Origin of the sequence: Enterobacter cloacae complex sp. 2024EL-00711, assembly GCF_047529885.1 — a bacterium.
Classification (GTDB): Bacteria; Pseudomonadota; Gammaproteobacteria; order Enterobacterales; family Enterobacteriaceae; genus Enterobacter; species Enterobacter ludwigii.
The window spans coordinates 32,432-47,000 of sequence record NZ_JBLIZC010000011.1; the positions used below are offsets into that span (position 1 = coordinate 32,432).

The 14,569-nt window shown below is 57.1% G+C and carries 14 protein-coding genes; 6 read left to right on the forward strand and 8 right to left on the reverse strand.

Annotation, left to right across the window (positions count from 1 at the left end):
• Positions 1-58: 58 nt before the first annotated feature.
• From fdhE to fdnG, 4 genes are read right to left on the reverse strand one after another with little or no spacing between them, the layout of a single operon-like run.
• Positions 59-988: a formate dehydrogenase accessory protein FdhE gene (fdhE, locus tag ACMVME_RS21090; RefSeq protein ID WP_040018302.1), complete on the reverse strand. Its 930-nt coding sequence runs from the start codon at positions 986-988 to the stop codon at positions 59-61.
• Positions 985-1,620 carry a formate dehydrogenase cytochrome b556 subunit gene (gene fdoI / locus ACMVME_RS21095; protein WP_113657036.1) on the reverse strand — a complete coding sequence of 212 codons (636 nt, stop codon included), beginning with the start codon at positions 1,618-1,620 and terminating at the stop codon, positions 985-987. Before fdoI ends, fdhE begins: the two co-directional genes overlap by 4 nt.
• Positions 1,617-2,519, reverse strand: coding sequence for a formate dehydrogenase subunit beta (fdxH, locus tag ACMVME_RS21100; RefSeq protein ID WP_014172231.1), 903 nt, complete (start codon positions 2,517-2,519; stop codon positions 1,617-1,619). Before fdxH ends, fdoI begins: the two co-directional genes overlap by 4 nt.
• Before the next feature lie 12 nt (positions 2,520-2,531).
• On the reverse strand, positions 2,532-5,582 hold the full coding sequence (fdnG, locus tag ACMVME_RS21105; RefSeq protein ID WP_088202997.1) for a formate dehydrogenase-N subunit alpha: 3,051 nt from the start codon (positions 5,580-5,582) through the stop codon (positions 2,532-2,534).
• 383 nt (positions 5,583-5,965) lie between these two features.
• Between fdnG and fdhD the strand changes: the two genes are divergently transcribed.
• Both fdhD and ACMVME_RS21115 read left to right on the forward strand, forming a co-directional pair.
• The gene (gene fdhD / locus ACMVME_RS21110; protein WP_252070275.1) at positions 5,966-6,802 is read left to right on the forward strand and encodes a formate dehydrogenase accessory sulfurtransferase FdhD; all 837 of its coding nucleotides are present in this window, start codon (positions 5,966-5,968) and stop codon (positions 6,800-6,802) included.
• A 114-nt stretch (positions 6,803-6,916) separates the two neighbouring features.
• Positions 6,917-7,129 carry a DUF1471 domain-containing protein gene (locus ACMVME_RS21115; RefSeq protein ID WP_020883972.1) on the forward strand — a complete coding sequence of 71 codons (213 nt, stop codon included), beginning with the start codon at positions 6,917-6,919 and terminating at the stop codon, positions 7,127-7,129.
• A gap of 40 nt (positions 7,130-7,169) precedes the next feature.
• Here ACMVME_RS21115 and ACMVME_RS21120 read toward each other — a convergent pair whose 3' ends face one another.
• Complete coding sequence (locus ACMVME_RS21120) at positions 7,170-7,493, reverse strand: AzlD domain-containing protein (RefSeq protein ID WP_032680064.1); 324 nt, start codon at positions 7,491-7,493, stop codon at positions 7,170-7,172.
• On the reverse strand, positions 7,493-8,152 hold the full coding sequence (locus ACMVME_RS21125; RefSeq protein ID WP_047742324.1) for an AzlC family ABC transporter permease: 660 nt from the start codon (positions 8,150-8,152) through the stop codon (positions 7,493-7,495). Before ACMVME_RS21125 ends, ACMVME_RS21120 begins: the two co-directional genes overlap by 1 nt.
• Before the next feature lie 104 nt (positions 8,153-8,256).
• Here ACMVME_RS21125 and ACMVME_RS21130 point away from each other — a divergent pair, with 104 nt between their 5' ends.
• From ACMVME_RS21130 to ACMVME_RS21145, 4 genes are all read left to right on the forward strand, one after another.
• Positions 8,257-8,805 (forward strand): helix-turn-helix domain-containing protein, encoded by a 549-nt coding sequence (locus tag ACMVME_RS21130; RefSeq protein ID WP_014172225.1) that lies wholly within the window; start codon positions 8,257-8,259, stop codon positions 8,803-8,805.
• 17 nt (positions 8,806-8,822) lie between these two features.
• A complete protein-coding gene (locus tag ACMVME_RS21135; protein ID WP_014172224.1) occupies positions 8,823-9,818 on the forward strand; it encodes a substrate-binding domain-containing protein in 996 nt (331 codons plus the stop codon).
• Positions 9,819-9,922: 104 nt separating this feature from the next.
• A complete protein-coding gene (locus tag ACMVME_RS21140) occupies positions 9,923-12,046 on the forward strand; it encodes an alpha-galactosidase (RefSeq protein WP_068795447.1) in 2,124 nt (707 codons plus the stop codon).
• A gap of 44 nt (positions 12,047-12,090) precedes the next feature.
• Complete coding sequence (locus ACMVME_RS21145) at positions 12,091-13,356, forward strand: MFS transporter (protein WP_068795446.1); 1,266 nt, start codon at positions 12,091-12,093, stop codon at positions 13,354-13,356.
• A gap of 36 nt (positions 13,357-13,392) precedes the next feature.
• Here the strand turns inward: ACMVME_RS21145 and rhaM are convergent, their stop codons facing one another.
• Positions 13,393-13,707 (reverse strand): L-rhamnose mutarotase, encoded by a 315-nt coding sequence (gene rhaM, locus ACMVME_RS21150; protein WP_063157185.1) that lies wholly within the window; start codon positions 13,705-13,707, stop codon positions 13,393-13,395.
• 27 nt (positions 13,708-13,734) lie between these two features.
• Positions 13,735-14,565, reverse strand: coding sequence for a rhamnulose-1-phosphate aldolase (gene rhaD / locus ACMVME_RS21155; protein WP_014172220.1), 831 nt, complete (start codon positions 14,563-14,565; stop codon positions 13,735-13,737).
• Positions 14,566-14,569: the final 4 nt, after the last annotated feature.

Sequence of the window (14,569 nt, forward strand, 5' to 3'; positions counted from 1 at the left end):
TTCAGTCAACCAGATACAGGCCGGGCAAACCAACGTTGCCCGGCACTGTGAGTAGGGATTACTCCCCTTCACCCGGGAACAGGAACGGGTTAATAGAGCTGCGGGCAAAGCCCTCTTGCTCCATTTTGGCGTCCAGAATCAGCGAGGCGAGATCGTCGGCGACGGCTTCGACTTTCGGGTCTTTTTCCTGATAAAGGATCTTCAGGTAGGTACCGCAGTCGCCGCAGCTTTCAGCTTTGACCGCCGCGTCTTCATTTTCCAGCGACCAGTAGTTGAGATCGCGCGTCTGCTCGCAGTTGCTGCATTTAATGCGCACCACGTGCCACTCGGTTTCACACAGGTTGCAGTGCAGATAACGCAGCCCCTGAGTGGTACCGATCTGCACCATGCTGGACACCGGCATTGAGCCGCATACCGGGCAGAATTGACGCGCTTCACCGTATTCGGCGCGTGCTTTACCCGGGATCAGGCTGGCCATTTGCGCCCAGTAAAGCGACAACGCCGCCCAGATGAACGGCGCTTTGTCGCTGCTGACCAGGGAGAAATCGGACGCAAACAGCGCGCTCGCCATCTCTTCCAGCTCCTGATCGGAGGCTTTTTCCAGATTCTCAATGACCGCCAGCGCGGTACCGCTCATCTCGGGTTTCAGCTCGGCAATCAGGGAGTGCAGCAGCGTATGCCAGTGCTTATCGCGCGGCAGAACGTGGATATCCAGCGGAGGCTTACCCTGCTCGCTGGCCTCTTTGATGCGCGCGGTCAGGTCAATTTGCAGCGGGTGGTCGTACAGCACCACTTCCTGCGCATGGGCAACCAGCGCGGCAAAACGCAGAAAATCGCCCAGTGGGTTGTTCTCTGCCAGCTCGCGCAGACGCTCTGCGCGGCGGTTATAGAGGTTCTTGAGTCTGGGGAATAACAACGGCGGAATATATTCCGCCGTGCGTTTCTCGCTCGAACCCAGCTCATCTTGCGGGATTATGCGAATACTCATTCAGATGACTTTTCCTGTTTCTGGCGGACCTCTCGGTACCAGCGCGGGTGATGTTTCTTCGCCCACGTACTGGTTACCCAGCCTTCCACCATCGCGGTAATGGTGCCTTTCACCCAAAGGGCGGCGTAAATATGCACCATGATAACCACAATTAACGCCACTGCGGCAAATGAATGCATCATCAGCGCGAATCGGATCACCGGGATTGAGAAAGCAGGCGCAAAATACGGACGCCAGATGATCACGCCGCTCACCAGCAACAGGACCAGGAAGATAATCGCCGCCCAGAATACGCACTTCTGGCCGAAGTTATAACGCCCGGTATCACCCACTTCCTCGTTGACGACGATCTTACGAATATTCTTCGCCCAAAAGATATCATCCCGATTGATTAGGTTATGGTGCCAGTATCGGAAAAACATGATGATGAACGACGCGAACATGATGACGCCAACAAACGGGTGCAGTATACGCGCCAGCTGTGGTGTCCCCATGATCTGCATCAGCCAGTTGAAGGAGGGGAAGAAGAACCCCAGCCCGCTTATCGCCGCCAGCATGAAGCAGAAGGCGGTGACCCAGTGGTTGATGCGTTCCGGCGCGGTATAGCGCACGATGGTGTCACGTTTTTTCATTTGCGCACCTCGTCTTTCTCTTCATGCAGGTTGTCGTCTTCCTCTTCCGCGCGGTTCGGACCAACACCGACATAGTGGAAGATGCTCGCTGCGAAGGTGGCAGCAAAACCCACCGCTGCCAGCGGTTTCCAGATGCCTTTCCAGAACTTCACGGTCGCGCTGATTTCCGGGTTCTCCGGCAGGCCGTGATACAGATTCGGCTTGTCTGCGTGGTGCAGCACATACATCACGTGCGTGCCGCCCACGCCGGCCGGATCGTACAGGCCTGCGTTGTCGTAGCCACGGGTTTTCAGTTCGCCCACGCGTTCAGCCGCCAGCGTTTTCATATCCTCTTTGGAACCAAAGTGGATAGCGCCCGTCGGACAGGTTTTCACGCACGCAGGCTCCTGGCCGACGTTTACGCGGTCTACGCACAGCGTGCATTTGTAGACGCGGTTGTCTTCCGGGTTCATGCGAGGGACATCGAACGGGCAGCCCGCTATGCAGTAGCCGCAGCCAATGCACTGTTCGGACTGGAAGTCGACGATACCGTTAGCATACTGAATGATAGCCCCTTCTGACGGACATGCCTTCAGGCAGCCCGGATCCGCACAGTGCATACAGCCGTCTTTGCGGATAAGCCATTCCAGTTTGTCGTTCTGTTCCACTTCCGAGAAACGCATCACCGTCCAGGACTTGGCGGTCAGGTCAGCCGGGTTGTCGTACACCCCGACGTTGTGACCCACTTCATCACGGAGGTCGTTCCACTCAGAACAGGCCACCTGGCAGGCTTTACAGCCGATACAGGTGGTCACGTCGATAAGCTTCGCCACTTCCTGCTGGTGGTCCCGCGCCTGAGGCGCGGGCGTGAAACCGTTAGTCGCGGAACGACGGATAATGTCTTGAGATTGATAAGCCATAAGTCGTCTCCGTTACACCTTTTCCACGTTCACGAGGAAGGCCTTAAACTCCGGCGTCTGCGTGTTCGCATCACCGACGAACGGCGTCAGGGTGTTCGCAATGAACCCTTTCTTCGCCACGCCCTCATAACCCCAGTGAATCGGAATACCGATGGTATCCACCTGCTGACCGTGAACGTTCAGCGTGCGAATACGCTTGGTCACCACCGCCTTGGCCTTGATGTAGCCACGGTTAGAAGAGACCTTCACGGTATCGCCATGGGCAATGCCGAGCTTGTTCGCCAGCTTCTCGCCGATCTCCACAAACTGTTCCGGCTGCGCGATAGCGTTAAGCAGCGCGTGCTTGGTCCAGTAGTGGAAGTGTTCGGTCAGACGGTAAGTGGTGCCCACATACGGGAACTTGTCTTTTTTACCCAGCGCGTCGAAATCGCCCTTAAAGATGCGGGCTGCCGGGTTAGAGACCACGTTCGGGTGCAGCGGGTTGGTGCCCAGCGGCGTCTCAAACGGCTCGTAGTGTTCCGGGAATGGCCCTTCCGCCATCTTATCGATAGCAAACAGGCGTCCCATCCCTTCAGGCTGCATGATAAACGGCCCGACATCGCTGCCTGGAGGGGCAGTACTGTAGTCCGGAATATCCACACCGCCCCATTTCGCGCCGTCCCATTTCAGCAACTGACGCTTCGGATCCCACGGATTACCCTGCGGGTCAGCGGAAGCACGGTTGTAGAGAATGCGGCGGTTCAGCGGCCATGCCCAGGCCCAGCCCAGCGTATTGCCGAGGCCTGACGGGTCAGCGTTATCGCGGTTGGCCATCTGGTTACCTTTCGGCGTCCAGCTACCGGCAAAGATCCAGCAGCCACTGGCGGTCGTGCCGTCATCACGCAGGTGCGCGAAGGTACTGAGCTGATCGCCTTTCTTCGCCAGCACCGTCCCGGTAGCCGGGTCGATAACATCTGCCAGCGCTTTACCGTTGCTCTCCATCGCCACTTCTTCCGGCGCTGGGTTTTCCGGCGTCGAGTAGTTCCAGGTCATGTTCAGCACCGGTTCCGGGTTCGCACCGCCTTCTGCCGCATACATCTTACGCAGGCGTAAGAAGATACCGGCCAGGATCTCGCCGTCGTTCATGGCGATGCCCGGGGCGTCCGCGCCTTTCCAGTGCCACTGCAGCCAGCGGCCAGAGTTCACGATGGAACCGTTCTCTTCCGCGAAGCAGGTAGAAGGCAGACGGAACACTTCAGTCTGAATCTTCGATGGGTCAACGTCATTCGACTCACCGTGGTTCTGCCAGAAGGTCGACGTCTCGGTGTTGAGTGGGTCAATCGTCACCAGGAATTTCAGTTTCGACAGCGATTCAACCACCTTGTTCTTGTTCGGGAATGAGGCGACCGGGTTAAAGCCCTGGCACAGATAGCCATTCACCTTGCCCTGATGCATCATCTCGAAGTACTGCAGAACGTCGTAACCTTTGTCCCACTTCGGCAGCCAGTCAAAGCCCCAGCTGTTTTCAGCTGTCGCTTTGTCACCGAAGAAGGCTTTCATCATCGAGACGAAGAACTTCGGATAGTTGCCCCAGTAGTTCACCTGACCTTCGAGCAGCGGTTTAGGCGTGCTGGCTGTGAGGTAGGTTTGCAGGTCGGTCTGTTTTTCGCTTGGCAGGTTCATGTAACCAGGCAAGCTTTGAGACAGCAGACCAAGGTCGGTCAGACCCTGAATGTTGGAGTGACCACGCAGGGCGTTCACGCCGCCGCCAGCCATCCCCATGTTGCCGAGCAGCAGCTGAACCATCGCCATGGTACGGATGTTCTGCGCGCCGACAGAGTGTTGGGTCCAGCCGAGCGCGTAGAGGAACGACGCCGTTTTGTCTTTCGCGCTGGTTTCGGCGATAAGCTCGCACACCTTCAGGAAGTCTTCCTTCGGCGTACCACAGATGTTTTCGACAACGTCCGGCGTGTAGCGGGAAACGTGCTCTTTCAGCAGGTTCCACACGCAGCGCGGATGCTGCAGCGTCGTATCACGCTTCGCAAAGCCTTTCTCGTCCAACTCATAGTTCCAGCTGGTCTTGTCGTATTTGCGTTTTTCGGCGTCATAACCGCTGAACAGTCCATCTTCGAAGTGGTAATCCTCACGCACGATCAGGCTGGCGTTGGTATAGGCTTCGGTGTATTCGCGGTTATATTTTTCGTTGGTCATCAGGTACAGCAATACGCCTGACAGGAAAGTGATGTCAGTACCTGAACGAATAGGGGTGTAGAAATCCGCCACTGACGCAGTACGCGTAAAGCGGGGATCGATCACAATCAGTTTCGCACCGTTGTGGATTTTGGCTTCCATCGCCCAGCGGAACCCGACAGGGTGCGCTTCAGCGGCGTTACCGCCCATCACCACAATAAGGTTGGCGTTCTTGATGTCGACCCAGTGGTTGGTCATCGCACCGCGACCAAATGTTGGAGCAAGACTTGCTACCGTTGGTCCGTGTCAGACACGCGCCTGGTTGTCGACCGCGAGCATACCGAGTGCACGCGTAAATTTCTGGGTTAAATAGCCGGTTTCGTTACTGGAAGCAGACGCACACAGCATCCCGGTGGAGAGCCAGCGGTTGACGGTGACGCCTTCAGCGTTCTTCGCAATAAAGTTGGCATCGCGGTCTTCTTTAATCAGTTTAGCGATGCGGTCAAATGCGTCTTCCCAGCTGATTTGCTGCCATTTATCGGAACCTGGCGCACGATATTCAGGGAATTTCAGGCGGCTTTCGGAGTGGATAAAGTCAACCAGGCCGGCACCTTTCGGGCACAGCGCGCCGCGGTTGACCGGATGGTCCGGGTCACCTTCGATATGGAAGATAGACGCTTTGGCGTTTTTAGCACCGTCGCCGAGGCTATACATCAACAGCCCGCAACCGACAGAGCAGTACGTACAGGTATTACGGGTTTCACGGGTGCGCAGCAGTTTATATTGCCGCGTCTCCGCCAGCGCTACACCGGGTGCAAAACCCAGTGCCGCCGCCGTGGTGCCTGCCATACCGCCAGCGCAGATCTTAAAGAACTGCCTTCTGCTGACCTGCATGGGTCACTCCTTGTTTCGACATTGCTTACATATGTAGTTTTGACTTCGCGGTTGAACGGTGACCGCAAAGGAGAAAAATTTGCGTTAATCCCTCAGTTCTACGAGGGATATCATCAGAATACCACAATGTCGGTACGCCTGTTCCAATGGCGTTAATACAAAGTGAACGTATTATCACTGTGTTGATTATAAAGTGTGACACAAGTCACATTATTGCCCCGGCATGTTAAAGGGCTGTATCACCGCCTCGGTTGCGCCTCTCCCAAATGAGTAGGTAAACTTGATGAGGATGGGTGCTGAAAAGTTGATCCATACTATGCGTATGGCCTGCGGTTTGTGATGCAATAGCAGGCTCACCTCCGTGGTTGTTCAGGAATACCGCTGTGTCTAAACAAAACCGTGTTACCCACTCGTCGCCACTGCCTGCCGGTATCGTGGAACTGTCGGTACACAGACCGCCCCACATTACCCACACCACGCCTGATTTTCTGGCGGAGGAAGTGCCCGTTGCTCTGGTTTACAACGGTATTTCCCATGTGGTGATGATGGCCTCGCCGAAAGATCTGGAGCTGTTCGCGATTGGCTTTTCCCTCTCGGAAGGCATCATTGAGCACCCGCAAGAAATTTACGGCATGGATGTGGTGAAGGCCTGCAACGGCCTTGAAGTGCAAATCGAACTCTCAAGCCGCCGCTTTATGGGGCTCAAAGAGCGGCGACGCGCGCTGGTCGGGCGTACCGGATGTGGGGTTTGCGGGGTAGAGCAGCTCAATGATATCGGTAAGCCTGTCGCACCTCTGCCGTTTACCCAGACCTTCAATCTGGCCCATCTCGACCATGCCCTTGAACATCTGAATGACGTGCAACCTGTCGGCCAGCTGAGCGGATGCACGCATGCAGCGGCATGGGTTCTGCCATCGGGCGATATTGCCGGCGGACATGAGGATGTCGGCCGCCATGTGGCGCTGGATAAACTGATGGGCCGCCGGGCGCGCGAAAGCGACCTCTGGCAGCAGGGGGCGGCACTGGTCTCCAGCCGCGCCAGCTACGAGATGGTGCAAAAGTCGGCGATGTGCGGCGTTGAAATCCTTTTTGCCGTATCGGCCGCGACCACGCTGGCGGTAGAAGTAGCGGAGCGCTGTAACCTGACGCTGGTGGGGTTCTGTAAGCCGGGAAGGGCGACGATTTATACCCATCCGCAGCGATTAATAGTTGATCAGTAAATTTGAAAAAGAATAGCAAATCCTTCCGCTTTTAGTTGTTCATGATGAGGTCTACTATTTATCTCATCAAGGCACGGTGCCTTAAACAAACAACTAATTGAAAGGGTTTATATCATGAAAAGCATCAAAACTTTTGTCGCAGTAATCGCTCTGGCTACATCTTTCGGTTCTTTCGCTGCACAGACTGTGACCGCAACCGCCACTACCATTGATGGCGCAGAAGCCAAAATTGCTGCACAGGCTCAGGAAGCGGGCGCGTCATCTTACAAAATTACCCAGGCGTTTACGGGTAACCGCGTACACATGACCGCTGAACTGAACAAATAAGCTGCCACACCGTCGAAAGAGCGCCCCCGGGGCGCTTTTTTTATTGGATACCCGCCAGACGCAGCAATGCAGTCACGACCGCTGCCGCCACGATCACCACAATTAATGGCATTTTTCGCCATGCCAGAAATACTGCAAACGCCACGCCCAGTACGCGCGCCATACCGGCAAAATGCTCACCTTCATAGAAGGTGGTCGCCAGCGCGACGGAAAACAGCAAAACCGTTGCCGCATCTGAAAGCAGAGCCTGAGAGCGGTCTGACAGCGCCAGTCGGTTGCCGAGTTTTGCCCCGCCGAGACGCATTAAATAGGTTCCCACGGAAAGCACGGCGATACCGAGAATAAAGACCGTCATATTCCCCATTATTTTTTCCTCGCAGCAAGACCCAGTAAAGAGAGCAGAACCGGTAAACCCACCGGGGCAAACGGCACGGCGGCCAGTGACAACGCAGCACCGCTGCAGGCGCGGATCAGGGTGGTGCGATTTTTAAAAGCCGGCACCACTAACGCCAGTAAAATCGCCGGGAATACCGCATCCAGCCCGATGGTTTCAAGGTCCGGCAACAGTTTGCCAACCATGGTGCCCAGCAATGTACCCAGCGGCCAGACGATCGCCACGCCTAAACCGCATAGCCAGTATGCCGCCTTACGCTGTTCGGGCGTTTTTTGCGACAACCCGAACACCACGCTTTCGTCGTTCATAATGTGGCAACCCAGAAAACTCAGGCCACGTTTACCCACCAGTTCACGCACCGTCACCCCAAACGGTACATGACGTGCATTAACCAGTAATCCGGCAGCCGCCGCCGCCAGAGGGTTACCGCCGCTTGCCACAATGCCGATAAACATAAATTCAGAGGCACCCGCCAGCACGGTAATGGAGAGTAAAAACGGGACCCAGACCGGGAAACCGTAGGCCATTGCCAGCGAGCCATAGGACATCCCGACGACGCCTACCGCGAGACACACCAGGATGATTGCTTTTATCGTGTCGCCTTTCAGGCTGGAGAGAGGATGCTTCATACTATTTTAGCCATATCGAACGTATTTCCATTATAATGAACGCATCAGAACCGTTTTTCAAGTCGAACGATTCGTTCGATTTATAGAACAAAGGGGCCGTTTTTATGACGCAGCCAATCAGCGTGATCGCTAAAAGTCTGGTGCGAGAACGCCTGCGAACCGGACTTTCACTGGCGGAAATCGCGCGCCGTGCCGGGATCGCTAAATCCACGCTGTCGCAGCTGGAATCCGGCAACGGGAATCCCAGCCTGGAGACGCTCTGGTCACTCTGTGTGGCGCTGGACATTCCTTTTGCCCGTTTGCTTGAACCGCAGCAGCCGACCACTCAGGTGATCCGCCGTGGAGAAGGAACGAAGGTGGTTGCCGGACAGGCCAATTATGAAGCCATTTTGCTGGCGGCGTGCCCGCCGGGCGCGCGTCGTGACATCTACCTGTTACTCACCCAGCCGGGTGCCGACCGCATTTCTCAGCCACATCCGGCAGGCTCAGTGGAGCATATTATTGTGACGCAGGGTAGAGCGCTGGTTGGTCTGATCGACGCGGCGGAAGAGCTTGGCCCGGGGGATTACATTTGCTATCCCGCTGACCAGCCGCATATCTTTAAGGCCCTCGAGCCGGATACGCACGCGCTTCTGGTGGCTGAACAAAATTAACGCAGATACGGAAAATCATGTCGCTTAAAGCCATTGCCAAAGAACTGGGGCTGTCTGTTACCACCGTCAGCCGCGCCCTTAACGGGTATGACGATGTCTCCCGCGAGACGCGCGCCCGCGTCGAAGCGGAGGCTCAGCGCCGTGGCTACCGGCCAAACACCTTCGCGCGTCGCCTGAAGATGGGCAAAATCGACGCCGTGGGTCTGGTTTTTCCGGTGCATCCTGTTCCGCTCAATAACAGCGTCTTTATGGACATGGTCGGCGAAATTAGCCACGAACTGGCGCGACATGAAATCGATCTCCTGCTGATTGCCGATGATGATCTGGCGGACAAGCACAGCTATATGCGTATGGTGCAAAGTCGTCGCGTGGATGCGCTGATTGTGGCGCACACGCTGGATCATGACCCGCGGCTGGAACAGCTTCAGGCCGCCGGTTTTCCCTTTCTCGCGCTCGGGCGCAGCCAGCTGCCGCAGCCCTATGCGTGGTTTGATTTCGACAACTATGCCGGCACGTACAATGCCACCCGCTGGCTGATTGAAAAGGGACATCGCCGCATCGCCTTGCTGGGTGAAAGCAACAATCAGGCCTTCATCACCCAGCGCCGCCAGGGTTATCTGGATGCGCTACGCGAAGCCGGGTTATCCAGCGAATGGCTGCGCGCCATGCCGCCTTCGCGCCGCGTGGGTTACGCCACGACGAATGAACTTCTCTCCCTGCCGCAGCCCCCCACGGCCATCATTACCGACTGCAACACTCACGGCGACGGCGCGGCCATGGCGCTGGCGCAGCGGGGTCTTCTCTGCGGTGAAAACGCCGTTTCGCTGGTGGTTTACGACGGCTTACCGCAGGACAGCATTGTCGATGTTGATGTGGCGGCGGTTATTCAGTCCACCCGCCAGGGCGTCGGGAAACAGATCGCTGACATGGTGCGTCAGTTGATTAACGGCGACGATATCGCTCAGCTTCAGGTGCTCTGGCAGCCAGAGTTCTTCCCGGGCCAGACGGCCTAAACACAGCAAAATTCCAAAGCCGATCACAGATCCGAAACGTTTTGGTTTGTATCCGAAACGTTTCGGATCAACACTCAGATCATCCCGATGACAGGAGAGGTCTGATGCACGATTCCATTTTTCGACTCGAAAGTAAGGCGGTTGACCTGGTGATCACCACGCACCCGTTCGCCGAAATTCTCTACTGGGGGCCGCACCTTCACCACTTTTCACCGCAAGATGTGGTAAGTCTGGCTCGTCCGGTGGCGAACGGCAGGCTCGACGTTGACGCCCCGGTGACGCTGATGGCGGAGCTGGGACACGGTCTGTTTGGTTCGCCCGGTATTGAAGGGCACCGCCAGGGACTGGACGGGTCGCCTGTCTTTAAAACCACCCATGTGCAGCACGAGGGGCAAACCCTGACCTTAACGGCGGAAGATGAACATGCCGGGTTGCGTCTGACCAGCGAGCTGGCACTGGATGCAAGCGGGGTACTGGTGGTGCGTCACGGTTTAACTAACCTGCGGGCGCAGGCGTGGCAGGTTGATCGTTTCGCCGTGACGCTACCGGTCGCTGAACGCGCGCAGGACGTGATGGCGTTCCACGGACGCTGGATCCGTGAGTTCCAGCCGCATCGCGTGAAGCTTGAACACGACAGCGTTGTGATTGAAAACCGCCGCGGCAGGACCTCTCACGAACACTTCCCGGCGCTGATCGCCGGTACGTCCTCATTTAACGAAATGCACGGCGACGTCTGGGGCGTGCATCTGGGCTGGAGCGGCAACCACCGCCTGCGTGCGGAAGTCAAAACCGACGGACGCCGCTATCTGCAGGCCGAAGCCCTCTACCTGCCGGGAGAAATGGCGATTGAAGAGGGGGAAACGCTCTGGACGCCACGCCTGTATGCAAGCTACTCCGCACGGGGTCTGAACGGCATGAGCCAGTCGTTCCACCGGTATCTGCGCGACAACGTTATCCGCTTCCCTGAAAACAAACCGCGCCCGGTACATCTCAATACCTGGGAGGGGATCTACTTCAGCCATGACCCGGCGTACATCATGCGCATGGCCGATGAGGCTGCGGCGCTGGGCGTGGAGCGTTTTATCATCGACGACGGCTGGTTCAAAGGCCGTAACGATGACCACGCGGCGCTGGGTGACTGGTACCTGGACGAGAAAAAATACCCGGACGGGCTGACGCCGGTGATTAACCATGTGAAAAAGCGCGGCATGGAATTTGGTATCTGGATTGAGCCGGAGATGATTAACCCGGACTCGGATCTGTATCGTGCCCATCCCGACTGGGTGCTGGCGCTGCCGGGCTACACCCAGGCAACGGGCCGTCATCAACTGGTGCTCAATCTGAATATTCCGCAGGCTTTTGATTATCTGGTCGAGCGCATGAGCTGGCTGCTGGGCGAACATGCCATCGACTACGTTAAGTGGGATATGAACCGCGAACTGGTACAGCCCGGGCACCACGGCAAAGCCGCCGCGGATGCGCAGACGCGGCAGTTTTATCGTCTGTTAGACGTGCTGGGCGAGCGTTTCCCGCACATCGAATTTGAGTCCTGCTCCTCGGGCGGCGGGCGAATCGATTATGAAGTCCTGACCCGCAGTCACCGCTTCTGGGCCTCTGACAACAACGACGCGCTGGAGCGCAATACCATCCAGCGTGGCATGAGCTACTTCTTCCCGCCGGAAGTGATGGGCGCGCATATCGGTCATCATAAATGTCACGCCACCTTCCGCCAGCACAGCATTGCTTTCCGCGGCCTGACGGCACTGTTTGGCCACATGGGACTGGAGCTTGATCCGCTCACCGTCGATGCTCAGGAGCGTGAAGGCTATCGCCATTACGCCGCGCTGCACAAGCAGTGGCGGGAAGTCATCCATCACGGTACCCAGTGGCGCGTGGATATGCCGGATGCCAGCACGCTGGCACAGGGTATAGTGAGCGAAGACAAAACGCAGGGGTTGTTTATGGTCAGCCAACTGGCCATGCCGGATTACACGCTCATGATGCCGCTGCGCATGCCGGGGCTCGACGCGCAGGCGCAGTACCGCATCACGCTGCTCGATCACCCCAACATTCGACTCGCTGGTGAGGGCGGGCACACCATGCGCAAGCTACCGGCGTGGATGGAAACGTCCCAGACGGCCAGCGGTGAGTGGCTGATGCAGGCGGGGATCGCACTGCCGATTCTGGACCCGGAAACCGCCATTCTGATTGGCGTTGAACGCGTGTAAGGGTGATGGGCCGGGAGACTGGCCCTCCGTTGAGGATAAAAATAATGAACACAACAACCTGTACCCACAAAGACAACCCTAACTTCTGGATCTTCGGGCTGTTCTTCTTTCTCTACTTCTTCATTATGGCCACCTGCTTTCCGTTTCTGCCGATCTGGCTGTCGGATGTCATCGGCCTGAACAAAACCCATACCGGGATCGTATTCTCCTGTATCTCGCTTTCGGCCATCGCCTTCCAGCCCGTACTTGGGGTCATTTCGGATAAGCTGGGGCTGAAAAAACACCTGTTGTGGATTATCACGGTGCTGCTGTTTCTGTTCGCGCCGTTCTTCCTGTATGTCTTTGCGCCACTGCTGAAAAGCAGTATCTGGCTGGGGGCATTGAGCGGCGGTCTGTATATCGGTTTTGTCTTCTCCGCAGGTTCAGGCGCGATTGAGGCCTACATCGAACGCGTGAGCCGTAACAGCTTGTTTGAATACGGCAAGGCGCGCATGTTCGGCTGTCTCGGCTGGGGGCTGTGCGCTTCAACGGGCGGTATTCTGTTTGGCATCGACCCGTCGTATGTCTTCTGGATGGGATCAGCGGCTGCGCTGCTGCTGATGCTGTTGCTGGTGGTTGCGAAACCGAAGCCAAACCAGACTGCGCAGGTGATGAATGCGCTGGGGGCCAACCAGCCGCAGATCACCGCCAGGACGGTCTTTAACCTGTTCCGTCAGCGCAGAATGTGGATGTTCATTCTGTACGTCATCGGTGTGGCCTGCGTGTATGACGTTTTTGACCAGCAGTTTGCCACCTTCTTTAAAACCTTCTTCGCAACGCCGCAGGAGGGAACGCGAGCCTTTGGTTTTGCCACCACGGCGGGGGAAATTTGCAACGCGATCATCATGTTCTGCTCGCCGTGGATCATCAACCGTATCGGCGCGAAGAATACGCTGCTGATTGCCGGGCTGATTATGGCGACGCGCATTATCGGCTCGTCGTTCGCCACCACCGCGGTGGAGGTCGTTGCCCTGAAGATGCTGCACGCGCTGGAGGTTCCGTTCCTGCTGGTGGGGGCGTTCAAATACATCACCGGCGTGTTCGATACCCGTCTGTCGGCCACTATCTATCTGATTGGCTTCCAGTTTGCCAAACAGTCGGCGGCGATTTTCCTCTCTGCTTTTGCCGGGAATATGTATGACCGGATCGGTTTCCAGGAGACCTACCTGATGCTGGGCTGTTTTGTACTGGCGATTACGGTGGTCTCGGCCTTTACGCTGAGCAGTAAGCAGGAGATTGCGGCGCGCCGCGCTGCGGTGGAGGCAAACTAACGCAGGACGCTGCCGCGGATGCGGCAGCATTAACGCTTAGGGCAGGTAAAACACCGCTTTCAGTTCGGCACTCACGGGGCTGTTGTCGGGGTTCGAGGGCATTACCTCACCCATGTATTTCCACCAGCGCTGACAAACGTCGGTCTTTGCCACCGCGTTCCAGCGCGCTTCCGATTCAATTTCAACGCTCGCAAACAGCAGGTTACGCGCCTCATCGAGATAGATAGCGTAGTGGTGCGCACCGTGCTCTTTTAATACCGCCTCCAGCTCTGGCCAGATGGGGTTATGGCGACGCGCGTACTCGTCGTGCGCGTCAGGATTCACCTGCATCACAAATGCTTTGCGGATCATCATGCCTCCAGCCGCTTTCGCGGGCCGCTATGGGTACAAATCCAGTGCCGACTGCATCGGCGTGACGCCAAAGCGTTTACCGAGTGCAATCAGCTCTTCCCGGGTGATGGTCTGCTTCATGCCGCCCATCGACAGGACCTTCACCAGCACCTCGGCGGACTTCTCGGCGGTATCAATCAGACCAAACGTTTCGTCGAGCGTCGGCCCGCTGCCGAATACCCCGTGGAACGGCCACAGCACCAGGGAGTGGGACTGCATTTCGATGGCGGTGGCCTGGCCGATTTCGTCGGTACCCGGCACCATCCACGGCAGAATGCCGACCCCGTCGGGGAAAACCACCAGACATTCGGTGCTGCCTTCCCACAGCTTCCGCGTGAGGTAGTCGCTACTGTTTTCCAGCACGTAGGTCAGGGCGATCAGGTTGGTGGCGTGACAGTGCATGATCACCCGGTCTTTGCCGTGGGTTGCCTTGATACGCTCACAGTGAGAGAGGAAGTGCGCCGGGAGTTCAGACGTGGGCACTGCATCGTCCGTCAGCCCCCAGAGGATGTGATAGCCTGCGCCGTCGCTGTCCACTCTCACCACCCCGAGGTTGGCCTGCGGGTCGAGCTGCACGTTACGGAAGAATTTACCGGAACCGGTAACGATAAACGGCGTGCTGGCGAGCTGCGGCATTGGCTGGCTCAGGGCGATATAGCGCGGCTTCTGATGGAACTCGGCGGCGAACGGTTCAATGTCGGCATCATCCAGGCGCAGCGTCAGGTTACCGCCATTGCGCTCGTCCCAGCCTTTCAGCCAGGCGTCGGAGGTGGCTTTAATCATGCCCTGGACGAACCAGGCGTTAGTGATGGTCTGCATAGTG